General features: G+C 67.6%; 20 protein-coding genes and 1 tRNA gene. 7 read left to right on the forward strand and 14 right to left on the reverse strand.

Features of this window, described 5'->3' with window-relative positions:
• The 8 genes from NTY77_16290 to ispH all read right to left on the reverse strand — a co-directional run.
• A partial coding sequence (locus NTY77_16290) for a hypothetical protein (protein ID MCX5797053.1) occupies nucleotides 1-1,110 on the reverse strand: 1,110 nt, incomplete at its 3' end.
• Nucleotides 1,111-1,117: 7 nt separating this feature from the next.
• Complete coding sequence (locus NTY77_16295) at nucleotides 1,118-2,494, reverse strand: hypothetical protein (protein ID MCX5797054.1); 1,377 nt, start codon at nucleotides 2,492-2,494, stop codon at nucleotides 1,118-1,120.
• Entirely contained in the window at nucleotides 2,470-3,402 is a 933-nt protein-coding gene (locus tag NTY77_16300) for an SDR family NAD(P)-dependent oxidoreductase (protein ID MCX5797055.1), read from the reverse strand. Before NTY77_16300 ends, NTY77_16295 begins: the two co-directional genes overlap by 25 nt.
• Nucleotides 3,399-4,625, reverse strand: coding sequence for an MFS transporter (locus NTY77_16305; protein ID MCX5797056.1), 1,227 nt, complete (start codon nucleotides 4,623-4,625; stop codon nucleotides 3,399-3,401). The genes NTY77_16300 and NTY77_16305 overlap by 4 nt, the downstream gene beginning before the upstream one ends.
• A complete protein-coding gene (locus NTY77_16310) occupies nucleotides 4,601-5,755 on the reverse strand; it encodes a hypothetical protein (GenBank protein MCX5797057.1) in 1,155 nt (384 codons plus the stop codon). Before NTY77_16310 ends, NTY77_16305 begins: the two co-directional genes overlap by 25 nt.
• Nucleotides 5,752-6,810: a radical SAM protein gene (locus NTY77_16315; GenBank protein ID MCX5797058.1), complete on the reverse strand. Its 1,059-nt coding sequence runs from the start codon at nucleotides 6,808-6,810 to the stop codon at nucleotides 5,752-5,754. Before NTY77_16315 ends, NTY77_16310 begins: the two co-directional genes overlap by 4 nt.
• Nucleotides 6,811-6,994: 184 nt before the next feature.
• Nucleotides 6,995-9,232 carry a carbamoyltransferase HypF gene (gene hypF / locus NTY77_16320; GenBank protein MCX5797059.1) on the reverse strand — a complete coding sequence of 746 codons (2,238 nt, stop codon included), beginning with the start codon at nucleotides 9,230-9,232 and terminating at the stop codon, nucleotides 6,995-6,997.
• A 1-nt stretch (nucleotide 9,233) separates the two neighbouring features.
• Nucleotides 9,234-10,097 carry a 4-hydroxy-3-methylbut-2-enyl diphosphate reductase gene (gene ispH / locus NTY77_16325; protein ID MCX5797060.1) on the reverse strand — a complete coding sequence of 288 codons (864 nt, stop codon included), beginning with the start codon at nucleotides 10,095-10,097 and terminating at the stop codon, nucleotides 9,234-9,236.
• Nucleotides 10,098-10,187: 90 nt separating this feature from the next.
• Here ispH and NTY77_16330 point away from each other — a divergent pair, with 90 nt between their 5' ends.
• Nucleotides 10,188-10,742, forward strand: a complete 555-nt coding sequence (locus NTY77_16330) for a hypothetical protein (protein ID MCX5797061.1) — start codon at nucleotides 10,188-10,190, stop codon at nucleotides 10,740-10,742.
• Between the two features lie 59 nt (nucleotides 10,743-10,801).
• On the opposite strand, the gene NTY77_16335 is transcribed toward NTY77_16330, so the two are convergent.
• Entirely contained in the window at nucleotides 10,802-12,034 is a 1,233-nt protein-coding gene (locus tag NTY77_16335; protein ID MCX5797062.1) for a M20 family metallo-hydrolase, read from the reverse strand.
• An 83-nt stretch (nucleotides 12,035-12,117) separates the two neighbouring features.
• Here NTY77_16335 and NTY77_16340 point away from each other — a divergent pair, with 83 nt between their 5' ends.
• The 6 genes from NTY77_16340 to NTY77_16365 are packed head-to-tail and all read left to right on the forward strand — an operon-like array spanning nucleotide 12,118 to nucleotide 20,258.
• Nucleotides 12,118-13,095 carry a glycosyltransferase family 9 protein gene (locus NTY77_16340; GenBank protein ID MCX5797063.1) on the forward strand — a complete coding sequence of 326 codons (978 nt, stop codon included), beginning with the start codon at nucleotides 12,118-12,120 and terminating at the stop codon, nucleotides 13,093-13,095.
• A complete protein-coding gene (locus NTY77_16345) occupies nucleotides 13,095-14,210 on the forward strand; it encodes a metallophosphoesterase (protein MCX5797064.1) in 1,116 nt (371 codons plus the stop codon). The genes NTY77_16340 and NTY77_16345 overlap by 1 nt, the downstream gene beginning before the upstream one ends.
• A 35-nt stretch (nucleotides 14,211-14,245) precedes the next feature.
• Nucleotides 14,246-14,839 (forward strand): TetR/AcrR family transcriptional regulator, encoded by a 594-nt coding sequence (locus NTY77_16350; GenBank protein MCX5797065.1) that lies wholly within the window; start codon nucleotides 14,246-14,248, stop codon nucleotides 14,837-14,839.
• The gene (locus NTY77_16355; protein MCX5797066.1) at nucleotides 14,836-16,113 is read left to right on the forward strand and encodes a TolC family protein; all 1,278 of its coding nucleotides are present in this window, start codon (nucleotides 14,836-14,838) and stop codon (nucleotides 16,111-16,113) included. Before NTY77_16350 ends, NTY77_16355 begins: the two co-directional genes overlap by 4 nt.
• On the forward strand, nucleotides 16,110-19,274 hold the full coding sequence (locus NTY77_16360) for an efflux RND transporter permease subunit (GenBank protein MCX5797067.1): 3,165 nt from the start codon (nucleotides 16,110-16,112) through the stop codon (nucleotides 19,272-19,274). Before NTY77_16355 ends, NTY77_16360 begins: the two co-directional genes overlap by 4 nt.
• A 12-nt stretch (nucleotides 19,275-19,286) precedes the next feature.
• Nucleotides 19,287-20,258, forward strand: coding sequence for a hypothetical protein (locus NTY77_16365; protein MCX5797068.1), 972 nt, complete (start codon nucleotides 19,287-19,289; stop codon nucleotides 20,256-20,258).
• A 300-nt stretch (nucleotides 20,259-20,558) separates the two neighbouring features.
• On the opposite strand, the gene NTY77_16370 is transcribed toward NTY77_16365, so the two are convergent.
• From NTY77_16370 to NTY77_16390, 5 genes are all read right to left on the reverse strand, one after another.
• The gene (locus NTY77_16370; protein MCX5797069.1) at nucleotides 20,559-21,245 is read right to left on the reverse strand and encodes a hypothetical protein; all 687 of its coding nucleotides are present in this window, start codon (nucleotides 21,243-21,245) and stop codon (nucleotides 20,559-20,561) included.
• A gap of 5 nt (nucleotides 21,246-21,250) precedes the next feature.
• Nucleotides 21,251-21,763, reverse strand: coding sequence for a hypothetical protein (locus NTY77_16375; GenBank protein MCX5797070.1), 513 nt, complete (start codon nucleotides 21,761-21,763; stop codon nucleotides 21,251-21,253).
• Nucleotides 21,764-21,774: 11 nt separating this feature from the next.
• The gene (locus NTY77_16380) at nucleotides 21,775-23,490 is read right to left on the reverse strand and encodes a glutamine--tRNA ligase/YqeY domain fusion protein (GenBank protein MCX5797071.1); all 1,716 of its coding nucleotides are present in this window, start codon (nucleotides 23,488-23,490) and stop codon (nucleotides 21,775-21,777) included.
• 64 nt (nucleotides 23,491-23,554) lie between these two features.
• Nucleotides 23,555-23,628: transfer RNA gene (locus tag NTY77_16385), tRNA-Ile, on the reverse strand.
• 71 nt (nucleotides 23,629-23,699) lie between these two features.
• Entirely contained in the window at nucleotides 23,700-24,431 is a 732-nt protein-coding gene (locus tag NTY77_16390; GenBank protein ID MCX5797072.1) for a hypothetical protein, read from the reverse strand.
• Nucleotides 24,432-24,532 lie beyond the last annotated feature (101 nt).

Here is a 24,532-nt window from a genome sequence, read left to right on the forward strand (position 1 = left end):
ATTGGCCAGGTAGCTGTACCGGTCGGCCACCATGTGATGCCCGAGCTGGACGAGGCCGAGGACCGGGAGCAAAGCGAGGACATAGATCGTCCCCGCGGCCCAGCCGGCGGGCCAGCGGCGCCGCGCCAGGAAGAAGCCGAGTCCGAGGCCGGCGATGACGGCCGCGCTGAGCCAGAACCGCAGGCCCAGGCCGCCCAACGTGGCCGGCATGGAATAGAGGGGCAGCAGATGGACGGGCAGTAGCGTCTTCCAGAGATAGAACGTCAAGCCGTAGACCGCGACCGCCAGGTGCAGCCCCAGGGACCCCGCGGCGTTGGGCACGATGGCGCCGCTGGACAGCTCCGCGAAGAGGTCGATCATCGCGATGCCGACCGCCGGGGCCGCGAAGAGGAGCTTTTCCAGGATGACCCGTCTTTCCGGGGCGCGCAGCCAGCGCGCGGGCGAGGCGGACAGGCGCCGCAGCGGATAACGATCGAGGACCAAGAGTATCGCGGGAAGAGTGACTCCGATCCCCTTCGCCAGCAAAGAGAGGACATAGGCCGCCCAAGCGGCCGCCGTCCAGCGTCGCTCCGCGCCCGCCGCGGGGGCTGTCTTCGCCTTGAGGTAGCAGAGCAAGGTCCCCAAGTAGAACAGGCCGGACAGCAGGCCGCGCCGCTCCGTGGCCCAGGCTACGGACTCCACGCGCAGGGGATGCAGGCCGAAGAGCAGCGCGGAGAAGGCGGCGGCCGTCCGCGTGTCCAGATCCGCGCCGCTCTCCCCGGACGCGCAGGCGAAGAGTCTCAAGCTCAGGAAATAGAAGAGCACGGCGTTGACGGCGTGCAAGAGGAGGTTGGTCAGGTGATAGCCGAACGGCGCGGTCCCCCAGAGGGCATAGTCGAGCGCGTAGGAGAGCCAGGTCAGCGGGTGATACTGGCCGGCATTGCCTTGCGGCAGGGCGAACATCCAGCGCAGATGGGCCCAGGACAGACCGCGGATGTGCTCATTGAGGCTGATGGTGAGTTCGTCGTCCCAGTTGACGAATCCATTCTGGAGAGCCGGCAGGAAGACCGCGAGGGACGCCAAGAAGACCGCGGCGGGGATCAGCCCGGCCCGCAGACGATCGCGTTGCACGGTGACGCTAACTCAAGGCGGGGGTCGTTTCCTGCGCCGGCTCCTTGAGCAGCCAGGCCCCCGCCGGGACGAACAAGGTCCCGAAGATGGTGTAGAGCCGCCAGTAGGTGCCGTGCAGCTGGGTCCAGAAGTGTCCGCCGCCGTGCGCCTTCATGTACCAGGCCAGCATGGCCATGGAGAAGGTCAGCACCGTGGGGATGAGCATCAGGCCCAGCACCTTGCGCGCGGAGAGCTTCCAGTCCGTCATGATGGTCACGACGAAGATGCCCAGCAGCGGCCCGTAGGTGAAGGCGATGAGGCGGAAGGCGAGCCAGAGCAGGTTGTCCATGCTCTTGAGGCACAAGGCCACGACCATGAAGAAGAGCCCGAAGCCCACGAAGGAGAGCTTGGAGACCTTGACCACCTGGGCCTCGGTCTTGCCCTGGCCCCAGAACGGCTTGTAGAAGTCCATCGTAAAAGCCGTGGACAAAGAAGCCAGGGCGGAGTCGGCGCTGCCCATGGCGGCCGAGGCCACCGCGGCCAAAAGCAGCCCGCGCAGGCCGTGGGGCATGACGCCCAGGATGAAGCGCGGGAAGATGTGGTCGTTGTCCGTCATGCCCGCGATGAGCTCGGGGTGCACGCGCGCGTAGGCGTAGAGCCCCACGCCGATGCTCAGGAAGAGGAAGGTGATGGGGATGCCGGCCAAGCCCCAGGCCATCAGGCTCCAGCGCGCCTTGCGGTTGTCGTTGCAGGCCAGCAGGCGCTGCACCATGTCCTGGTCCGTGCCGTAGGCGGCCGAGGAGTTGAAGAAGCCCCAGATGGTCATCAGGGCCATGAGCCAGAGGTTGTCGGGCTTGTACATCTCGGTAAAGTTGAACTTGTTGTAGGGAGTCCCGTCGGCGGTCATGGCGTGGCGGCCCGCCTCGATGATGGCGGGCACGCCGCCCGGCACCTGAGTGACGATGTAGATCAAGGCCGAGACCGCGCCGGTCACCAGCAGACCGAACTGCATCAGGTCGGTCCAGGCGATGGCCCGGCCGCCGCCCAGGGTCGTGTAGGCCAGGATGCCGCCCACCACGATGACCACGCAGTGCGGGTAGGAGAGGCCGCCGCCCGAGACCACTTCCAGCACCTTGGCGATGGCCACGATGCGCACGGTCGAGGCCAAGGAGCGCGTGAGCAGGAAGTAGGCGGAGCAGGTGGTGCGCGCCGGAGGGCCGAAGCGCTCGGCCACGGCCTGATAGATGGAGGTCACGCGCAGCTTCTGGAAGTGCGGCAGGAAGACCATCGCGATGAAGATGGTGGCCGCGATGTCGCCCGGATTGCTCAGCAGGTAGCGATAGTCGGAGGAGAAGCCCTCGGCCGGGGTGCCGATGAAGGTCAGGGCGCTGATGCAGGTGGCCACGAAGCTCGCGGTGGTGACCAGCCAGGGGATGGAGCGGTTGGCCAGGAAATAGTCTTCCGTGGTCTTGGAGGTGCGGTGCGCGGCCCACCAGCCGATGCAGGCCAGGACCGCGACGTAGCCGGCGAGGATGGCTCCGTCGAGCCAGCCCAGGTTGAGTTCAGCGGGCATCGGGCAATTGTAACACAATGCGGGCCCAAAAAGCGCGCCAAAGCCGCGACCTCCGTGGTCTCGGTGAGCTTCTTGAGGGGCACGGCGCGGCGCAGCCGCTCCAGGACCTCGGCCTCGCAGAGCCCGGTCTTGGCCGCGCTCATCTTCAGCACCGCGTCGCGGCCCATGTCCGTGAGCATGAAGCCGGGCATGATGGCGTTGACCGTGACCCCGTGCCGGGCGACCTCGGCCGAAAGGCTGCGGGTCAAGGAGTTGAGGCCCGCCTTGGCGGAGGCGTAGGCGGCCAAAGACTCGGCGGGCTGCGCGGCCGTGATCGAGGAGATGTTGACGATGCGGCCCCACTTCCGGCCCACCATGCCGCCCGCCACCGCCCGGCACAGCAGGGCCGGAGCCACCAGGTCGGTGAAGTAGGTCCGGACCACGTCGTCCGGATCCGCCTCGGCCAGCGGCCCGGGCTTGCCCCAGCCCGCGTTGTTGATCAGGATATCCACCTTCCCCAGCAGCTCCGGGCCGATGCCGGCCAGGAGCTCTTCCACGCCGGCGCGGGTGGAAAGGTCCCCGCCCGCGGCGCGGATCCCGCAGCCCGGAGCGGCGCGTCGCACCTCGTCCGTCGCGGCCGCGAGGTGCTCAACGCTGCGGGCGGCGAGTATGAGCTGGGCGGCGTCCGGGGCGAAGGCGCGGGCCAAAGCCAGGCCCAAGCCGCGGCTGGCTCCGGTGATCATGACGGTCCTTTTGGTCATACGGTCCTCTCCTGGGCCGGTCTCAAGATGAACACGACGGCTATGGCGGCCAGCACCAAGCCGTGGAACAAGGCCGCGACGGCCGCGACCGACAGCCGCTGCAAAGCCAAAGGCACGGCCAAGAAGCCCAGCGCGAAGCCGGTGCGCACGGCCAAGCCGCTCAAGGCGAAGATCTTGCCGCGCACCGCGTCGGGCACCTGCTGCATGTAGGTGGTGAAGTAGGTCTGGTAGGTCCCGTCGCCCACGCCGGCCGTGAAAGAGGCCAGCGCGATGAACCAGGGCAGGCGGGTCTGGAAGATGAGGATCATGCCCGCGGACATCAAGGCCGTGAAGGCCAGGTACAAGGTCTCCGGCCGCAGGCGCTGGAGCCAGGCCATGCGGTTGAGCTGGTAGATGCCGGCCACGTTGCCCCAAGCGTAGAAGAAAAGGATGAAGCCGTAATAGTACATGGGCTTCTCCGGCCGCAGGAGCTTGGAGAACACCGGCCAGCCGATATTGTGCGAGCCGCTGGCGAAGGTGTCGAGCAGCAGGATGAGCAGGAACAGCGCCACGATCCGAGAGTTGGGCAGCCTGTCGATCTCCCGGAACCCGGAGCGCAGCTTCTCCATGAGCCCGCCGTCCTCCGGCGCCGGCGCGCGGCCCTCGCTGGTGCGCATGGAGAGCCGCCAGAGCACGCCGGCCGAGACCAGGTAGGTGGCCGCGTCGATGATGAAGAGCGCATCGTAGCCCTTGAAGAGGAGGCCCGCCCCGGCCGCGCAGAGGCCCGCGGCCGCCACCACCAGGTTGCGGCCGCCGATAAGCCAGGAGTTGGCGCGCAAGGTGTCCTGGCTGCCCAGGATGACGGGCGTGGCGGCGTTGAGGGCCGTGTCGAAGAGCGTGGAGAAGGCGCCCAAGAGCGCCATGAGCAGCACGATGTAGACCTTCATCCAGGACTGCGGCAGGACCACCAGAAGGAGCATGGCCGCGGCGAGCGCGAGGTCCGAGACTATCATGAGCCGCTTGCGGTCCATGCGGTCCACCGCGTGGCCGATGAAGGGCGTGGCCGCGATGCCGGAGAGCACCTTCACCGCCAAGGTCAGCCCCATCCAGGTGGGCGAGTCGGTCAGCTCCAGCATGTAGACGTTGAGCGCTATCATGCTCAGATAGGTCCCGAAATTGGAGGTCAGCCGCGCGGTGACCACCGCGACGAAGGGGAAGCTCAGGCGGCCTTGCGGTTCAGCCATTTCTCAAGGGTAGAGACGGACTGCTGGGCGTAGAGCTGCGGCAGCTCCCGGCGGGAGAGGCGACGCGCGGCTTGCTCCACGGCGCGGATGCCGATGGGATAGACCGGAGAGTAGTAGCGCGCCTGCCGGACGTGGTAGCGCAGGCGGCCGCGGATGACGGCCTCGGAGTAGCCCAGCTCCCGGCGCAGGATGTCCAGGGCCAGGGCCTCGGGCGGACGCCGCGCGATGTTGACCCGGTGCCAGCAGTTGTAGAAGACGCGGTGCAGGAACTTCTCGACCTGGGCCGAGAGCTGGGAGGAGTCGTCGAGGACCGGGCCGTAGAGGCGGTCCGAGTTGACCGCGAGCCCCTCGTTGACCGCGTTCTCCGGGGAGTAATAGGTGTCGACCAGGTCCAAGGCGTCGGTGCGGCCCCGGTCCACGCGCCGCTGCTTGAGCAGGTAGTAGAGGTGGTGGCCGGGCACGGCCTCGTGCGAGACGAAATTATGCAGGAAGTTCTCCGTGAACTCGGTCTCCAGGGCGATGCCCAAGGTCCCGCGGCCGCCGCCCTCGTAGCGGTAGAAGCAGGGCGGGTCGCCCCGGCCCGGCACCGCGACGCGCAGCTCGCCCTCACAGACCAGCCTGCGCAGGCGTCCTCCCAGCTTGGCCGCGGTCCGGTCCACGAAGCCCAGGACGTAGTCCGAGAGCCGGCGGCGGCTGGAGAAGCGCACCTTGCGCTTGGAGCGGCTGAACTCCGCCGCAGAAGAGAAGCCCTGCCCGCGCAGCAGCGCCCGGAAGCGAGCCAGCTCCCGCTCCAGGTCGAACGGCGCGATGAGCTCGGCCGCCAGGAGGCGGCGCACGGTCTCCGGGAACGGCCGCCTCTTCTTGAAGACGAAGACCTCGGCCTGGGCGATCACGCAGGCCAGGAGATCCCGCGCGTAAGTGCGGCGGAAGCGCGGCGCCTCGTCGCTCAGGCCCGAGGAGTCCAGGAGGGCCTGCAGCTCGCGCAGGCGCGCCAGGGCCCGGGCCGGCGGGATGCGGGCGGCGCGTCGGCGCAGGCGCTCGGGCGCCAGGCAGACATGGAGGAACTCGAAGTCCTTGAAAGCCCGGTCCAGGGCCAAGATGTTGACCAGGACCTCTTCGGCGAAGGTCATGGCCGGCCGGCTGCTGTGCGCGCCTCCACGATGGCCTTGTAGCAGTAGGGGTTGCGGCCGATGGTGCCCGAAGTGGAGAAGGCCATGCCCAGGCAGCCGGCCTTGCACACCGCGGCTTGGCCGCAGGCCTTGCAGGCGCCCTCCAGCTTGGCGGGGTCGTGGCGCCGGGTGTAGGCGAAGGCCGCGTCGTCGGCCCAGATCTCGGAGAGGGGGCGCTGGCGCACGTTGCCCGCGCTGAAGGCCTTGTCCTGCAGGGACAGGCAGCCCAGCACCGTGCCGTCGGCCTGGATGCCCACCACGTACAAGCCGGCGTTGCAGCCCTGCCACTCGTAGTCGCCCAGCAGCGCGTCGGTCACCGGATGGCAGTAGCCCAAGGAGTCGGCGGGCAGGATGCGCAGGCGCCCGGCGGTCGCCTTCTGCCAGCGCAGGATGTCGTCGCAGAGCGTGGTGAACTGCTCGGGCTCGAGGATGAGCTTGCCGCGCAGCTTGCCGGCGCGGCCGAAGGAGTTGACGATCTGCACCTGCCAGGCCTTGATCCCGTGGTCCAGCACGATGCCCAGCATCTTCTCCCGCACGGGAAAGTTGATCTTGTTGATGGAGCTGGCGGGATAGACCGGGATGCCGTAGTCCTTGCCCATGCGGAAGAGCTTGACCACCTTGGCGAAGGAGCCGGGCTTGCGGCGGATGAGGTCGTGGACGGCCTGGTCGCCGTCCAGGCTGACCCCGATGTGCTCCACGCCCGCCGCCTTCATGAACTCCATGTCGGACTCGGTGATGTTGTAGCCGTTGCTGATGAAGTTGACGCCCAAGCCGCGCTTGCGGATGTAGGCGACCAGCTCGCGCCAGCGGGGATAAAGGAAGGGCTCGCCTCCGGAGAGGGTGCAGTGGGGGACCTTGAGCTTCTTAAGCTCGTCGACCACCCCGCACCACTCCTCGAAGCTGAGGGAGTCGGGCCGGTCGCGGCGGGAGGCGTTGGAGCCGCAGTGGATGCAGGACATGTCGCAGCGCAAGGTGACTTCCAGCGCTGCGGCCTGCGGGCGGTATTTCGTTTTCATGCTAGAAACGCAACCAGGGTATCCCAGGCGCCTCGCGGGCACCGGAACCCCTGATTGGTCTTATCCTATGACGAAGGATCTATGGCTCGATGATGTAATACGGTCGGACGGCGCGCTTTTTCTTCATGATGAGATTATGCCAAAAACCCTGGGCCCCGACAAGGACCGAAAGCCCCAGTCGGGACTAGGCTTTCCAGCCCAGGCCGGCGATGTAGGCCTGTCCCGCGGAGACGCCCCCGTCGTTAGGCGGCAGCCTCTGGTGGGTATAGACCTGGAAGCCCGCGGCTTCGAGAAGCTCGGCCGCCTTCTCGTTCAGGCGCGCGTTCTGGAACACCCCGCCGGTCAGGGCCACGCGCTCCAGACCAGCGGCCTGGGCGACCTCCACGATCATCCGCGCCAGTCCGTTGTGGAAGCGCGCCGATATCCGTCCGGCCGGGACCCCGGCGCCGATATCATCGAGGGCCGCGCGCAGCATGGGCTCCCAGTCCGCGGCGCCGCCGGGATAGGCCCCGGTCTCGGACGCGTCGATGCAGTGCTCCAAAGACATGGCCGCCTGGCCCTCGAACGAGTTCTTCTGGCGCAGGCCCAGCAAGGAGGCCATCCCGTCGAAGAGCCGGCCCGCGCTGGAGGTGCGCGGGGAGAGCGCGGCGGAAGACGGGAGCTTTCGGGCCGCCTCCCAGCCTTCCGGGAAGAGCGGGGCGAGCCGGTCGAGGTCCAGGCCGAGCTCGGACAAGAGCCCCAAAGCGCAGCGCCGCGGCTCGCGCACGGCGGCCTCCCCTCCGGGCAAGGGGAAGGTGCGCAGATGCGCGAAGCGTCGGGCTCCCTTCTCGTCCACGATGAGGAACTCCCCGCCCCAGATGGTCCCGTCCGTGCCCAGCCCCAAGCCGTCCCAGGCCACGCCCAGCACCGGCGGGGCGATGTCCTGCTCGGCCATGAGCGCGGCCACGTGCGCGTGGTGGTGCTGGACGCGGACCACGGGCAGGCCCAAGGACTCGGCGTGTCGGCTCGAGGCGTAGTCCGGATGCAGGTCGCAGGCCGCGGACTCCGGCTTGAAGCCGTAGAGGCGGGACAGGTCCGCTATGGCGGCTCGGAACGCCTCCAGGCTGGCCGCGGTCTCCAGGTCGCCCAGGTGCTGGCTCACCACGATCTGGCGTCCCCAGCCCAAAGCGATGGTGTTCTTGAGGTGCGCGCCCAGCGCCAGGACCGGCCGCAGAGGCCGGCCCGTGCGCAGGGGCAGGGGCGCCAGGCCCCGGGCCCGGCGCAGGACCAGCTGGCGGCCGCGCGCCAGGCGCACGATGGAGTCGTCCGCGTGCCGGGCGATGGGGCGGTCGTTCATGAGAAAAGCGTCAGCCAAGCCCTTGAGCCGGGACTTGGCCTCCTCGTTGTCCTTGGCGATGGGCTCCTCGCTGAGGTTGCCGCTGGTGGCCACCACGGGGAAGCCCAGCTCCTTCATGAGCAGGTGGTGCAGAGGCGCATAGGGCAGCATCGCTCCCAGCCACGGATTGCCGGGCGCTGCCTCCTCCGTGATGAGAGGCCGCTCCGGCCGGCGGCGCAGGAGGACGATGGGCGCGGCCGCGGACTCGAGCCAGCCCGCCTCCAGGTCCGAGACCAGGCAGGCCTGCCGGACGCAGGCCAGGTCCGGGAACATCACCGCGAAAGGCTTCTCGTTGCGCCGCTTGCGCTCCCGCAAAAGCCTCACGGCGTCGGGCGAGCGGGCGTCGCAAAGGAGCAGGAACCCGCCGATGCCCTTCATGGCCAAGACCGCGCCTTGGCGGATGAAGCCCGCGGCCTGGCGCAGCGCCGAGCCGCCCTCGCACATGGCCGAGCCCTCCTGCTCCAGCCAGAGCCTGGGCCCGCAGTCCGGGCAGGCTATGGGCTGGGCATGGAAGCGGCGGTCCGTGGGGTCCTCGTACTCGGCCCGGCAGGCCGGGCAGAGGGTGAAGCCGGCCATGGTGGTGTTGGGCCTGTCATAAGGAATGCCGGCCTGGATGGTGAAGCGTGGACCGCAGAGCGTGCAGTTGGTGAAGGGGTAGCCTCGGCGGCGCGCTTGGGGCGCGTTGATCTCGGCCAGGCAGTCCGGGCAGGTGGCCAGGTCCGGCAGGACCCAGGCCGAAGGAGCGGAGGCCCCTTCGCTCTTCCTGATCTCAAAATCCTTGAAGCCGGCGGCGTCGAGCCAGACCGTCTCCACGGCGGCGATCACCGCGGCCCGGGGCTTCTCGGCCGCGATCCGCGCCGCGAAGCGCTCCAACAGGTCTTGGCCGCCGTCCACCTCTATGACCACGCCGTACGGCCCGTTGAGCACCCAGCCCTTGAGCCCCGTTTCCGCGGCCAGGCGGAAGACGAAGGGGCGGAAGCCCACGCCCTGGACCGCGCCGAATATGGAGAGGCGCAGGCGGCGCGCCGAGCCCGATGCGGGAGCCAAGCTAGCGGACTGCGCGGGAGCCTGCCACCTTGCGCAGGACCCGCTCCACCAGCCAGTCGGGCGTGGAGGCGCCGGCCGTGACGCCGATGCGCCGCGCCGCCCGGACCACGGCCGCGTCCAACTCGGAGCTGGACTGCACCGCCACCGTCCGGGGGCAGTGCCTGCGGCAGAGCGCGGCCAGGCGCGCGGTGTTGGCCGAGTGCTTGTCGCCCACCACGATCATCAGGTCCACCATCCCGGCCAGCTCCGCAGTCTCGCGCTGGCGGTCGCGGCTGGGCTTGCAGATGGTGTCGGAGACGACCATGGCCTTGGCCCGCCGCTTGACGACCGCCACGGTCTTGAGGAAAACCTCCTCTTCCTGCGTGGTCTGGGCCACGACGTTGACCTTGTCGAGGCGGGGGAGCTTCGCCGCCTCCTTGGGCCCGGCCACCACGAAAGCGTCGCGGCCCGCGTAGCCGAGCAGCCCCTTGACCTCGGCGTGCCCGCGGTCTCCCACGATGACCGTGGCGAAGCCCTGCCGGGCGTGCCTGCTGACGGCATATTGAGCTTTCTTGACCAATGGGCAGGTGGCATCGACCACTTCGAGGCCCTGCCAGCGCGCCTCGGCCTCCAGCTCGGGGGGGACGCCGTGCGCGCGGATGACCAGGACCCCGTCCTGGCCCTTGACCTCGGCCAGGGATTCCACGTCATGGATGCCTTCCGCCGCGAGCCGCGCGATGACCGCGGAGTTGTGCACGAGGGGCCCCAAGGTGTAGACGGGGCCTTTGCCGGCCCGGCTGAGCTCGCGCACGCGCGCGATGGCTTTCTGCACGCCCGGGCAGAACCCGGCGCTCTTGGCCAGCCGGACCTTGGAGTCTTTCTCCATATCCAGATTATATCAAAGCGGCGAGACGGGCCCATGCGCCTGGGCCAAAAGGCCCGCTCTTTTCGCGCCTCCTGCGAGTATAATATCTCGATGCGTTCTTTCGGCTTCTGCGCCGTCCTCCTGTTCTGCACACCGGCCCTGCGGGCCCAGCCCGCGCCGACCGCGGCCGTGGCGGACGACCGCCTGCGCGCCTGGCTCGCTACAGAGCCCAAAGTCCGGGAGAAGATCGCCCGGACACAGGGCTCGGCGGTGGTCCTGGTGGAGCCGGACCTCAAGGACGCGGTGGCCGACCGGCCCGCGGGCCCGCCCAGCCCGCAGCAGCCGGCTTGTCAGGACCTGAGGAGCTGCGCTGTCCCTCCCCTGACCCTGGACATCCCCCCCGGCGAGAGCGTGGAGGCGGCGATCCGGTCCATGCTGCGGCCTTGGATCTTGCTGGCTGACGCGCGGGGCACGCGGCTCGGCGTGGCCTCAGCCGGCTCCGAGGGCCAGGCGGTCCTGTCCATGAACCTCCAGGGCCTGGGCCTCTCGGGCGTGGAGCTCAACATCGCGCCCAAGCCGGGGTCAGGCACGCACCTGTGGTTCAGCCGCGGCCTGGAGCTGGCCGAGATCTACGCGCGCGAGCGCGAAACCATCAAGCAGCCTTAAACAAGACAGCCCCCGACAGGCAAAGCCTGTCGGGGGCTGTCTTTTACAACAGAAACGGATCAGCCCTGCATCTTGAGCGCGGTCAAGGCGCAGACCTTGGCGTCGCCGATGAGGTTGTCCAGGATGCAGTACTCGTTGGGCTGATGCGCGGTCTCGTCGAGCTTGGCCGAGACCACGGCGGGCAGGCCGAGCTTGCGGAACACCGCGGCCACGGTGCCGCCGCCGATGCCCATGGTCTTGGCCTTGACCCCGTGGACCTCCTTGATGGCCTCGCTGATCAGCTTGACCACCTCGGCGTCCGGCGAGGTCGGCGGCGCGGCCTCGGCGCGCTGCATGTCGTCGAATGAGATCTTGACGCCGTACTGCTTCTCCACGCCCTTGGCCAGCTTCTTGATCTCGGCTTCCACGGTCTTGAGCGGGTACTGGGGCAGGACCCGGCAGTCGTAGTAGAACACGTCCTCGCCCGGCAGGGTGTTGATGTTGGGGACGTTGGCGTCCTTCTTGGTCGGCTCGAAGGTGCTCATGGGCGGGCAGTAGAGCTTGTCCTTCTTGCCGAACTTCTTGTAGAGGCTCTGCATGCGGATGGCCAGGTCGCAGGCGGCCTTGAAGGCGTTGCGGCCCTGCTCGGGCATGGAGGCGTGGCACTGCTTGCCCCGGGTCGTGATCTTGAGCCACCAGAGGGACTTCTCCGCGACCTCCACCATGGAGCCGTCGGACTCGCCGCCGTCCGGGACCAGGAACATGTCGTCCTTGCCGAAGATCTCCGGATGGTTCTTGGCCAGCCAGATGGCGCCGAAGTCCGAGCCGGTCTCCTCGTCGGCCGCGAAGAGCAGGGCCAGGTCCACGGGGGGCCGGTAGCCGCAGTCCATCATGGCCTTGGCCACCAGGATGCTCGCGACCAGCGCCTGCTGGTTGTCCTCCACGCCGCGGCCGTAGAGCTTGCCGTTTTCCACGTGCAAGGTGTAAGGGTCGCTCTTCCAGAGCTTGCGCTCGCCCGGGGGGACCACGTCGGTGTGGGACATGATCCAGAGGGTCTTCTTCGAACTCTGGCCCTTCCAGCGCGCCACGATGTTGGGCCGGATGCTCATCTTGGCCTGGGGGTCGGGGCAGTTGTACCACTGGATCTCGTCGAACTTGAGCTTGCGCAGCTCGGCGTCGAGCCACTGGGACTTGTCGTGCTCGCCTTCGCCGCCGCTGGAGGGCGCGATGGCCGGGATGGCGGTCAGGCCCCGCTGCAGCTCCACGGCGTAGTCGCGGTAGCTGTCGATCTTCTGCAGAATCTGTTCTTTCATGGGAATCCCCCTTGAGCGGCTAGTCTAGCAGATTCGGGGTGGGCAGAAAATAAGCGATAATACGTCTCGCCCGCGAGGGCTCCATGAGATTCCTCATCCTGGCGCTCGACAATCTGGGCGACGCGGTCATGGCTTCCGCCGCGGCGGGCCCCATCAAGTCCCTGAGCCCGGGCGCGCGGGTGGGGCTCTGGACCAAGGCCTATTCCGCCCGCGTCCTGCACGGCCACCCGGACCTGGACTTCCTCCACGCCAGCGACCCCTTCTGGGACGCGGCACCCGGAGCGGGGAGAGGAGGTCTAAAAAAATTCCTTGAAACACTCCTGGAAGTCCGCCGGCAAAGATATGACGCCGCCTTCGTCCTGGGCACGGAATGGCGGCGGGCCTTGTGCGCTTTCCTCTGCGGGGTCCCGGAGCGCGTCGGCTACGCGGTGCGCAAGAGCGGACCGCTGCTCACTTTGCGGGTCCCGTGGGAGGCTCACGGGCCTCACACCATAGACGACCACTTGGCCTTGGTGGAACACTATTTCAAGGCGAGACTCGATCACCCAGGCTCCTGGCCCAGGCTGGGGCTCTCTCAAGACGAGACGGAGCTGCGGGACAAGGCGCGCGCGCGCCTAGGTGGAGGGCCGGTGGTCGTCCTGCATCCCTTCTCCGGCGAGCCCCTGCGCCAATGGCCCATGCCGGGATTCTGCGCGTTCATCGAAGAGTTCTCCTCCCGCTTGCCCGAAAGCCGCTTCGTGCTCTTCATCGGAGCCAAGGACGAGGCCTTAGTGGACCGGCAAGCCGCGGCATTGCAGCGGGACAATGTCTGGCTGCCGGAGGACCAGTCCATCGCCAACATGAAGGCGGTCATGAGCCTGGCTCGGCTCTTCATCGGCACCGATTCCGGGCCCGGGCACATCGCGGCCGCCCTGGGCATCCCCGTCCTGAGCCTGGCCGGGCCGCATTCCCAGGTCGAGCGGCATCGGCCCTGGGGCAAGACCGTCCGGCTGCTCAGGACCGGCTCTTTAGAGCGCCTCTCCGCCTCCGATGTCGCCGACGCGGCGCAGGGATTGCTCTGATGCTGGCCATGTTCGGCTTCATCGCCACGGTCATCCTCGTCTACCTGGGGATGCAGTACTACGTGGCCTTCTGGCTGCTGCGCAATTTCCCGGCCCTGCCGCTCTCCCCCCAGGCCGCCCGCGTCACGGTCCTGCTCCTGGCCTTGAGCTTCCCCTTCTCCATGGTCTGCCTGCGGCATTTCCGCGGGTCCTGGACCGCGGCCTTCGCTTATCTCTCCTTCATCTGGCTCGGCTTGGTCCTCATCTGGCTGGCCAGCGCGGCAGCCGGCGACCTGGTCCTGCTCGCGGCCCGGCTGCGGGGCGGGGCCGAGGCCCTGCGCCCCTGGGTCCGGCTGGCCGTGCTGGCCGCGGCCGCGGCCGGAGGCCTCTGGTCGCTCTACAACGCGGCGCGCATGCCCGCGCTGCGGGAGGTCGAGATCGCCCTGCCCAATCTGCCCCGCGAGCTCGACGGCTTCACCGTGGTGCAGCTCTCCGACCTGCACCTGGGCGTGACCGTGCCCCTGGGCAAGTTCTCCCGCATCGTGGCGCAGGTCTCGGCACTCAAGCCCGACTTGGTGGTCCTGACCGGAGACATCCTCGACGCCGGGCTCAACGACGAGGAGGGCTTCGCGGCCATCGGCTCGGGCCTGCGGGCCCGGCTCGGGGTGCTCGCGGTGCTGGGCAACCACGAGTTCTATCATGGGGCGGCGGCCTCCGCCAAAGCCTTCCAGAGCATGGGCGCGCGCCTGTTGCGCGACGAGGTCCTGGTCCTGCCCGGCGGGCTGCAGGTCGCGGCCGTCGACGACGTGCGCACTGCGGGCCTCTCCGCGGCTGACGTCGCCGCGGTGCTCTCCAAGCTCGACGCCTCCAAGCCTTCGCTCTTCCTGTCCCATCAGCCCATGTATTTCGAGACCGCGGCGCGGGCCGGCGTGGGCCTGATGCTCTCCGGCCACACCCACAAAGGCCAGATCTTCCCCTTCAACCTCATCGTGCGCCTGGTCTATCCCCATTTCAACGGCCTCTACCGCGACGGGGGCAGCCTCCTCTACGTCACCTCCGGGACCGGGCAGTGGGGCCCGCCCATGCGCCTGTTCACCCGGGCCGAGGCCGTGCGCTTCACCTTGCGCCGCGGCTAATTGGTATAATAATGACTAACCAGTCAGTCATTACCATGAGACCCGCGGCCGCTTCCGCCAAGAAGGACGCCATCCTAGCCGCCACCCGCCGGCTGTTGGTCGAGCGCGGCTTCCAGGACCTCACCTTGGACGAGGTCGCGCGCGCGGCCGGGGTGGCCAAGGGCACGCTCTTCCTTTATTACAAGAGCAAGGATGCCCTGTTCTCGGCCGCTTTCGGCGACCTGGTCGACCAGCTCGGCGGCCGCCTCGACGAACTCCTGGCCTCGGATCGGCGCGGCCGCGCTCTCCTGGCCGAGACCGCGCGCGCCATCCTCTCCCACCACGACCGCAACCGCGACTTCATGGCCCATTTCGGGGCCGGTCGGTTCCCGGCCTGCGGCGCGCGCTCCGCGGAGCGCCTCATGGACAAGTTCCGCGAGAACGGCCGCCGCGTCACCCGGATCCTCCAGCGCTGCGCGGAAGACGGGCTCCTCCCTGCCGGCGACTTCGTCTACGAGTCCGCGGCGCTCTTCGGCCTCTGCCGCAGCGCCATGCTGGAGAAGCTCATCCGCGGCTCCGCAGGCCGGGTGGAGGACCAGACCGACAAGGTGCTGGGGTTCTTCCTGCACGGCGCCCGGGGGAAGGCATGAAGCGGGTCTTGTGCGCCGTCCTGGCCGCGGCTTTGGCCGCGGGCTCCGTGTGCGCGCCGGTCCGGGCGCAGGCGGACTCCTGGGGCGCGCCGCCTCCGGCGGAAGCGGACCTGGCGCAGTGTTACGCCTGGGCCAAAGAGCAGAGCGAGACTTTGCGCATGCAGACGGAGCAGATCTACCAGATCGAGCAGCAGTTCAAAGCCGCCATGGCCGGCGTCCTGCCCAACCTCAGCTTCAACGCCTCGGACAAATGGCTGGACCCCGGCTCCAATCTCGCCAATCCGCAGCCCCAGGTCAATTTTGCCCTTTCCCAGACGCTTTTCTCCGGTCTGCGCGAGTTCGCGGCCATGGCCGCGTCCAAGCACCAGGGCCAGGCGGCCGAGCTCCAGCTCAGGCACGCCTACACATCCCTCTACCAGGACGTGGCCAACTCCTTCTATCTGATCGTGAACCTGCAAGGCCAGCTCGCCAACATCCTGGCCGCGGAGAACCTCAGCGAAAGCCGCATCAAGGAACTGCGCCGTTGGGTGGACCTGGGCAAGTCCCGCCACAGCGAGGTCGTCCTGGTGGAGTCGCAGGAGGCCGCCTACGAGGCCCAGGCCGCGGCCCTGCGCGGCCAGATCGACGTGGCGCGCGACCTGCTCTCCTTCCTGACCGGCCAGGACATGAGCGGGGCGAAGCTCGTAGACCGCCTGGAGCGCGTCCGCGGATTGGACCCCGAGGAGACGCTGCTGGCTCGGGCGCAGGCCCGCTACGACGTGCAGGCTCTGCATAAGCAAGTGCAGGCGCAGGAAGACCAGGTGCGCATCGCCAAGGGGGCCTGGGCCCCGACCGTGAGCTTCCTCGGAGACTACTACCTCAAGCGCACGCCCGCCCTGGATCCCAGCAAGTGGGACGCCGGGGTCACGGCCAGCCTCCCCCTGTTCTCCGGCGGCGGCCAGCTGGCTGCGGTCCGGCTGGCCAAGTCTCAACAGAGCCAGGCCCAGTACAATTTCGAGCTGGGCCTGCGCCAGGCGCGCTCCCAGATCCACAGCACCTACAACACCTTGCGCGCCTCCGTGTCCCAGGCCGTCGCGTCGGAGAAAGCCTTCGCCAAGGCCAATGAGAGCTACACCCTGCAGCAGAAGGAGTACCGTCTGGGCCTGGTGAGCAACCTGGACGTGCTCGCGGCACTCAACTCCCTCCTGAGCGCCAAGCTGACCTTCGACCAGATCGTGGTGCAGAGCGAGCTCAACCTCCTGCTGCTCAAGGTCTCCACCGAGGAGCTGCCATGACCCTCTCCGACGTCTCCATCAAGAACCCGGTCTTCGCCTGGATGCTCATGATCGGCCTCATGGCCTTCGGCTGGATCGGCTTCCACCGCATGGGCATCAGCCAGCTGCCGGACGTGGACTTCCCGGTGGTCACCATCACCGTGACCTGGGAGGCGGCCGCCCCCGAGATCATGGAGACCCAGGTCGCGGACATCATCGAGGACGCGGTCATGGGCGTGGAGGGCATCCAGGACGTGTACTCCACCTCCAGCATGGGCCAGACCCGCATCACCGTCGAGTTCAACATCAACCGCAACATCGACGTCGCGATGCAGGACGTGCAGAGCTGCATAGCCCAGGCCCAGCGCAACCTGCCCGCGCAGATCGACCCCCCCATCATCCAGAAGGTCAACCCCGAGGACCAGCCCATCATCTGGCTGGTGCTCAAAGCCAAGCCGGGCGCCGAGGTCTCCTTGATCGAGCTCTCCCGCTACGTCAGCGAGCAGCTCAAAGACGACCTGGCCATGGTCCCCGGGGTGGGCAACATCAACCTGGGCGGCTACATCGACCCCAACCTGCGGGTCTGGCTCAACGCCGACGAGATGGCCAAGCGCGAGATCACGGTCGAGGACGTCCTCGACGGCATCAGGACCGAGCACGCCGACGTCCCGGCGGGCTACATCGACAACGGGCCCAAGGAGTTCAACGTCCGGGTCTACGGCGAGGCCTACACTCCCGAGGAGTTCTCCCACCTGGTCATCCCCAACCGCGTGCGCGGCGGCTCGCGCTACCGGATGTTCCATTTCAAGGACATCGCCGTCATCGAAGACGGGCTCAACGACATCCGGCGCCTCTCCCGCGCCAAGGGCCAACTGGCCGTGGGCATGGGCGTCATCAAGCAGCGCGGCACCAACGCCGTGGCCGTGGCCGACGCGGTCAAGAAGCGGATCAAGGAGCTGCAGGCCACCTTGCCCAAGGGCATGACCATCGAGACGGTCTTCGACGCCAGCCAGTTCATCAAGGACTCCGTCAACGAGCTGGAATCCGAGCTCATCCGCTCGGTGATCCTGACCTCCTTGGTCTGCCTGCTCTTCCTGGGCTCCTGGAGCGCGACGCTCAACGTCCTGCTCGCCATACCGACCGCGATCCTCGGGACGTTCATCGTCCTCTACTTCTGCGGCTTCACCATCAACAGCTTCACCATGCTGGGCCTCTCGCTGGTCATCGGCATCATCGTAGACGACGCCATCATGGTGCTGGAGAACATCGCCCGCTACCGGGAGCAGGGCCTGACCAAGGTGCGCGCGGCTCTGGTCGGAGCCCGGGAGATCACGGGCGCGGCCCTGGCCGCCTCCGTCGCCATCCTGGCCATCTTCATCCCGGTCATCTTCATGCAGGGAATCGTGGGCAAGTTCTTCTTCCAGTTCGGGGTCACCATCTCCGCGGCGGTCATGATCTCCTTGATCGAGGCCTTGACCATCGCGCCCATGCGCTGCTCGCAGTTCCTGCAGATCGAGCGCACCAACCCCGTGTCGCGGGGCGTGGACGCCTTCATGAACCGCCTGCGGGACGGCTACCGCGCCAGCCTGGCGCGCTGCCTCGACCGGCCCAAGACGGTCCTGGCCGGCGCCTTGCTCCTCTTCGCGCTCTCGCTGAGCTTCCTCTGGTCCCTCAAGAAGGAGTTCATCCCCTCCCAGGACATGAGCCGGGTCATGGTCAACGTCACTCTGCCCCTGGGCGTCTCCATGGAGCAGACCGACGGCCTCTTCAAGAGGGACATCGAGCCCTGGCTCAACGCCCGGCCCGAGGTGGACCTGGCCTACGCCATCATCGGAGGAATGGGCGGCGGCGGGGTCAACACGGGCGCCTTGATGGTGACCATGCTGCCCAAGGAGAAGCGGCCGCGCATCGGCGCCGACCATCATCTGGAGACCCAGCAGGACTTCATGGGCATCCTGCGCAAGCAGCTCAGCGGGGTCGCGGGCGTCGAGCGGGTCTCGATCCTGGACATGTCCCAGAGCGGGTTCTCGGCCAAGCGGGGCTATCCCGTCCAGTTCATGGTGCAGGGCCCGGACTGGGACAAGCTGGCGGAGCTCTCCGGCGTCTTCAGGCGGAAGATGAAGGACTCCGGCCTCATGACCGACATCGACACGGACTACAACCCGGGCATGCCCGAGATCCAGATCCGGCCGGACCGGGCCAAGACCGCGGAGAGCGGCATCACCTCCCGGGCCATCGGCGACACCATCAACGCCATGTTCGGCGGGATCAAGGCGGGCAAGTTCACGGGCCGGGGCAAGCGCTACGACGTGCGCGTGCGCCTGGCGGACAAGGACCGCCACACCCCCAAGGACCTCTCCCGCATCTGGGTGCGCAACAACTACGCGCAGGTCATCCCCCTCTCCGACGTGGTCAAAAGCGAGATCAAGCCCGCCCTCTTCGCGGTCACCCGCTACAACCGCCAGCGCTCCATCACCGTCTACGCCAACCCGGCCAAGGGCAAGTCCCAAGGCGAGGCCCTGGCCGCGGTCGATAAGATCGCCCGGGAGATCCTGCCCGAGGGCTACCACATCATCCTGGCGGGCAACGCCCAGCTCTTCGCGGACTCCTTCAAGAGCCTGGGCTTCGTGCTCCTGCTGGGGGTCTTCGTGGCCTACATGGTTCTGGGGACCCAGTTCAACAGCTTCATCCACCCGGTCACGGTGCTCATGGCTCTGCCCTTCAGCGTGACCGGGGCGCTCATGGCCCTGGCCCTGACCCACCAGAGCCTCAACATCTACAGCATGATCGGCCTCATCCTGCTCATGGGCATCGTGAAGAAGAACTCCATCCTGCTCGTGGACTTCACCATCGAGCGCCGCAAGCACGGCTTGCCCCTGCGCGAGGCCCTGCTCGACGCCTGCCCCATCCGCCTGCGCCCCATCCTCATGACCTCGGCCGCGACCATCGCGGGCGCTTTGCCGGTGGCTTTGGCCCGCGGCACGGGCTCGGAGCTCATGGTGCCCATGGCCGTGACCATCGTAGGCGGGGTCGCGGTCTCGACCTTCCTGACCTTGTTCGTGGTGCCCTGCTTCTACAAGGTGATGTCGCGCTTCGAGAGCCACCGGCACGACCAGGAGCTCAAGGAAGCCCTCACCGAGCTCGGCGAACTGCCCGCCGCGGCGGCCTCGGCCCGGGACTAGCCTCCTGTGAAAATGCGATCAGCCTGCGCGTTCTGGATCCTGGCGCTGACCGGACTGTCCGCGCGCGCCCAGGCGGCCGCCCCTTCGGGCTTCTTCACCAGCCAGCTGGCGCCGGAAAGGAACTCCGTCGAGTATCAGGTCCGGGAGACCCCGGCCTCGCGCCGGCAAGACCCCGCCATCCTGGACAACCGCCTCCGGGGGCTCTTCGTCCTGGCCGAGTCCTCCGCGACCACATGGTCCTTGCAGCAGAGCCTGGGCTCCTTCCACCTCAGCAATTCCCCGGTGATCCCGGGGACCGGGCTGGCTGTCCCCCGAGACCTGCGGGAGGTCGAGACGGGCGTGAACTTCCGGCGCCGCCTGGGCGACCGGCACGACTGGGGCCTCTCCGCGGGCGTGGGCTCGGCCAGCGACCAGCTCTTCGACAGCATCCATGAGACCTCCCTGCGCGCCACCGCCGCCTATCGCATCCCCTCCCGGGAGATGAACTCCTGGCTCTTCCTGCTCGCCTACTCGAACAACAGGCAGTTCGCCAACAACGTCCCGCTGCCGGGCGTGGCCTACATGGTCCGCTCCCCGGAGCACGGCCTCGAGGCGATCCTGGGCCTGCCTTTCCTGGCGGTCAGCTACAAGCCCACGCCGGACTGGAGCGGCCGGCTCGCCATCTTCGGCCCCAACAACCTCTCCGTGGAATGGGCCTGCCTGAGGTGGAAGCCCGCCCAGGCCTACGCCGGCTTCGACTGGAGCCAGCGGGAGTGGCTGCGCGCCCATAGGCCGGACAACTCCCAGCGCTTGTTCTTCGACGAAAAAAAGTGGACGCTGGGGACGCGCTTCCCCCTCGCCGGGAAAGTCCGCCTGGACCTGGCCGGGGCCTACGAGTTCAACCGCCGGTTCTACGAGAGCGACCGGGCGCGCAGCTCCGGCGTGCCCGCCGCGGAGTTCAAGCCGGCCTGGTCTTTTCAGGCCAAGGCCGGCATCGACTGGTAGGGCCGCGCTAGCAGGCTGCTGATAAAGTCCGTTCTGCGAGCGCCCGGCGGCCGTCTGCCGGGAGCAACCGACCCGCGCACCTGCCCGTAAGGAGGGCGGGCAGGTACCGTGCGTCGATAACGCACGGAAGCGGGGCGGCAGAACCCATCCGATAGGTTGCACGAAGGATGGCTCCTTCGGCGCGACTGGCCCAGACAGGCTGCGCCTGTCTGGGCCAGTTCGGGGATGGACTGTTGCCCGCTACCGAAAGGACTGTGTCCGGACATAGTCCTTTCCGCAGGAGGGTTTATCAGCAGCCTGCTAGGGCTTGGGCTTGGCGGCCTTCTTGAGGGACTCCATCAGGCGCTTGGCCGCGTCGTCGGCGGCCGCGGCCGCGGTGTCGCCCGCTCCGGAGGTCGAGCCGGTCCAGAGGAGCACCCCCGTGGCCGCGTCTACCAGCTTGGCCGAGAAGGCCACCGTCGCGGGGGTCTGGTAGGTCGCGGGGATCTGCTCTTCGGTCGTGGTCACGTCGTAGTGGCCGAGCACCCGCTGGGTGCGCACCTCGCCTTTGCGTCCGGTGACCTGCACCGTATCATAGACCGGATTGTAGGCCACGTTGCTCACGTTCTGCATGTAGACCTGGGTCTGCTCCGCCGTGAAGCCGGTCACGCTGCCCAAGACCAAAGCCTGGACCGAGAGCAGACGCCCCAGCTTCTGGATCGCGTCCGGGGCTACCGCGGCCGACTGGTCGAAGGCCTGCTCCTGGAGGATGCGGTGCACCTGGCCCCGCTCGACGAGGCTGTAGCCCGCCGCCAGCAGGTAGGGCTCCATGGCTTGGCTGGCGATCTGTCCCGTGCCGGCGCCGCCCGGCCCGTCCGCGAAGTCCAGCAGGGCCACCCGGCCCACCTTGCCCAGGTCGAAGCCCGGCTTGACCGCCACCACCGGAACTCTGGCGCAGCCGCAGGAGAGTGCGACGGCGAGCATGAACACGGCCGGAATCTTCTTCATCGGCGTCACTTGGCGGGCTCCGGCTGGGCCAGGGCCTTGCGGCAGCCCTCGCCGAGCTTGGCGGGGTCGGCCTTGATGCAGGCCAGCACGCCGTCCGCCGCGGCGCTGGCCTGCGCGCAGAGCTTCTCCGCGTCTTCCCGGCAGGCGGCGGGGATGCGCTCCTTGGTCACCCGGCGGCCGGCTTGGAGCTTGCGCACGCGCTCCGCGCAGACCGTAGAGAGGCGAGGCACCGAGTCCTCCAAGCATTCCATGAGCTCATGACCTTCCTTGCCGGAGCAGAGCTTGGCGGAGTCCTCCCGGCAGTCCTTCTTGAACTCCTCGCCCTCGGCGCGCATGCGCGCGAGGTTCTCCTGGCAGGCCGGGGAGAGATCCTTCTTGTGGGCCTCCAGGCAATGCAGGCGCCGCGGTCCGGAATCCTTGGGGCAGAGCTTGCGCGCATCCTCGCGGCAAGCCCGGCCGTGGTCGGCCCAGGCGGGGGCCGTCAGGACAAGAGCAGACAAGATCAAACTCAGCGTCATAGTCGCCTCCTTCAGGGGGTCTTGGGCTTGCCGCCCTTCTCGATCTTGGCCCAAGTGTCGCGCAAGGTCACGGTGCGGTCGAAGACCAGCGCTCCGGGCTTGCAGTCCTTGGAATCGGCGCAGAAATAGCCCTGCCGCTCGAACTGCCAGCGGCCGCCCGGCTGGGCTTGCGCCAAGGCGGGCTCCACCCGGCAGCCCCGAAGCGTCTCCAAGGACTTGGGGTTGAGGTGCTTGCGGAAATCCTCCCCCTCCGGGATGTCGCCCGGGTCGGCGACGCTGAGGAGATGGTCGTAGAGGCGCACCTCGGCCTCGGCCGCGTGCCGGGACGAGACCCAGTGGATGGTGGCCTTGACCTTGCGGCCGTCCGGCGCATCGCCGCCGCGCGTGGCCGGGTCGTAGGTGCAGCGCAGCTCCGTGACCTTCCCGGAGGCGTCCTTGACCACTTTCTCCAGCTTGAGGAAGTAGGCGTAGCGCAGGCGCACCTCCTTGCCCGGGGTCAGGCGGTGGTACTTGGGCGGCGGGACCTCGCGGAAATCGTCTTCCTCTATATAGAGCTCGCGGCTGAACGGGACCTTGCGGCTGCCCATGGAGGGGTCGGCGGGGTGGTTGGCCGCGTCGAGCTCCTCGACCTTGTCCTCGGGGTAGTTCGAAAGGACGACCTTGACGGGCTTGAGCACCGCCATCATGCGCGGGCAGCGCTTGTTGAGGTCGTCGCGCATGCAGTCCTCCAGCAAGGCCACCTCGGTCGAGCTGTTGAACTTGGTGACGCCGATGCGGGCGCAGAAGTCGGCGATGGCCTCGGGCGTGTAGCCTCGGCGGCGCAGGCCCTGGAGCGTGGGCAGGCGGGGGTCGTCCCAGCCCGAGACGAGCTTTTCCTCCACCAGCTGGAGCAATTTGCGCTTGCTCATGACCGTGTGCTCGACGGAGAGGCGCGCGAACTCGATCTGCCGGGGGTGGCACTTGGCCGGGCCGTTGTCCAAGGTCCAATCGTAGAGCGGCCGGTGGTCCTCGAACTCCAAGGTGCAGATGGAGTGGGTGATGCCTTCGAGCGCGTCCGAGATGGGATGGGCGTAGTCGTACATGGGGTAGATGAGCCATTGGTCGCCCGTGCGGTGGTGCGTGGCGCGCTTGATGCGGTAGAGCACCGGGTCGCGCATGTTCATGTTGGGCGAGGCCATGTCGATCTTGGCGCGCAGGGTCTTGGCGCCGTCCGGGAACTCGCCTTTGCGCATGCGCGCGAAGAGGTCGAGGTTCTCGTCTACGGAGCGCTTGCGGAAGGGGCTCTCTTCCCCGGGCTTCTGGAAGTTGCCGCGCGTGCGGCGGACCTCGTCGAGAGGCAGGTCGCAGACATAGGCCTTGCCGCGCTTGATGAGTTCGAGGGTGTAGTCGTAGATCTGCTCGAAGTAGTCAGAGGCGAAGAAGAGGTTGCGGCCCCAGTCGAAGCCCAGCCAGCGGACGTCCTCCTGGATGGAGTCCACGTACTCCACGTCCTCGGCCGCGGGGTTGGTGTCGTCGAAGCGCAGGTTGCAGGTCCCGTTGAACTGCCGGGCGATGCCGAAGTTGAGGTGGATGGACTTGGCGTGGCCGATGTGGAGGTAGCCGTTGGGCTCGGGCGGGAAGCGGGTCACGACCTTGGCGTGCTTGCCGGACTTCAAGTCGGCTTCCACGATGTCGCGGATGAAGTCGCTGCTGGGGGCGATGGGCGGCTCAGAGGCGGTGGTCGTCATGGGCTGGGCTCCGGGGCGGGACTCAGGATATGCGATCCTGAGTAGATTTTATCAAGAAAGGGGCTGCGCCCGGTAGGACTTGAACCTACGACCCTCCCGTTATGAGCGGGGTGCTCTGACCAACTGAGCTACGGGCGCATGTGTTGATTTTACAACACTTTCCCAAGGCGCTGGGTCGCTGAGTCGCGCCGACGGCGCGCGGTGGCAGACTACGGGGAGTTTTGGGACGGGGACAGTTCAAGATGCCCGTCCTTCACTCGCCCCCCCAAAGGCTCCGTCGCTGTTGTCGTGCTTGCCGCAGGGACTGGCTCTGGTCTCTGGGCGGGCTGGGTGGCCAGGGACTCTACTGATCGGATCTCTTCGAGGGGATATTTCGTGCTGAAAAAGCCGCCATCTACCGGTCTTACCGAGATCGAATCTCTGCCATAGGAGTTATAGCGTCTAAAGACACCTTCGACGGGCTGGGCCTGGGCTTTCAAGAAGGTGATCCGTATGGGAGTGCCGGCATTCATGCCTGAGAACAATCGCCGCAGAGACTTGATATCCCGACTTGCCGCCGTGTCTGGAGCCTCCGCATGATCGCGGGGGCGCGCGAGATATCCGTATCGAATGGCCGTGCCTGTCAACCGAACGTCGCAAAAGCAGTATAGGCACAGTCCCCTGAAGGGGAAATACTCGCACTCGCTATCCCCGACGACGTCGATCAGCGTGTCGGCGTCAGGCCTCTTCTGCAAAGCATCCAAGATCGCCGCTCGGGATGCGTAATCGATGATGCTGGCCTGCGGGAAGCCGAAGAAATAGTTCTCACGCGCCGCGCCGGACGCCGTCCCGACGACCTCTTCTGGCCCAGGCCCCATCGCAGCCGAAGGGATCGACAACGGCCTTTTGATCGCGCAGCCAGCGACGCTCAGCGCAAGACAGACCGGCAAGAGCTTTTTCATGAGAAGCTGATTCTCTCGCTCAATGGCAGGATTTTACAACACTTTCCCAAGGTGCCGGGTCGCGCTCATAAACAGCGGACCTCCCGCCGGGGACGACCTGG

The sequence above is a fragment of the Elusimicrobiota bacterium genome, from assembly GCA_026388095.1.
Taxonomy (GTDB): domain Bacteria; phylum Elusimicrobiota; class Elusimicrobia; order UBA1565; family UBA9628; genus UBA9628.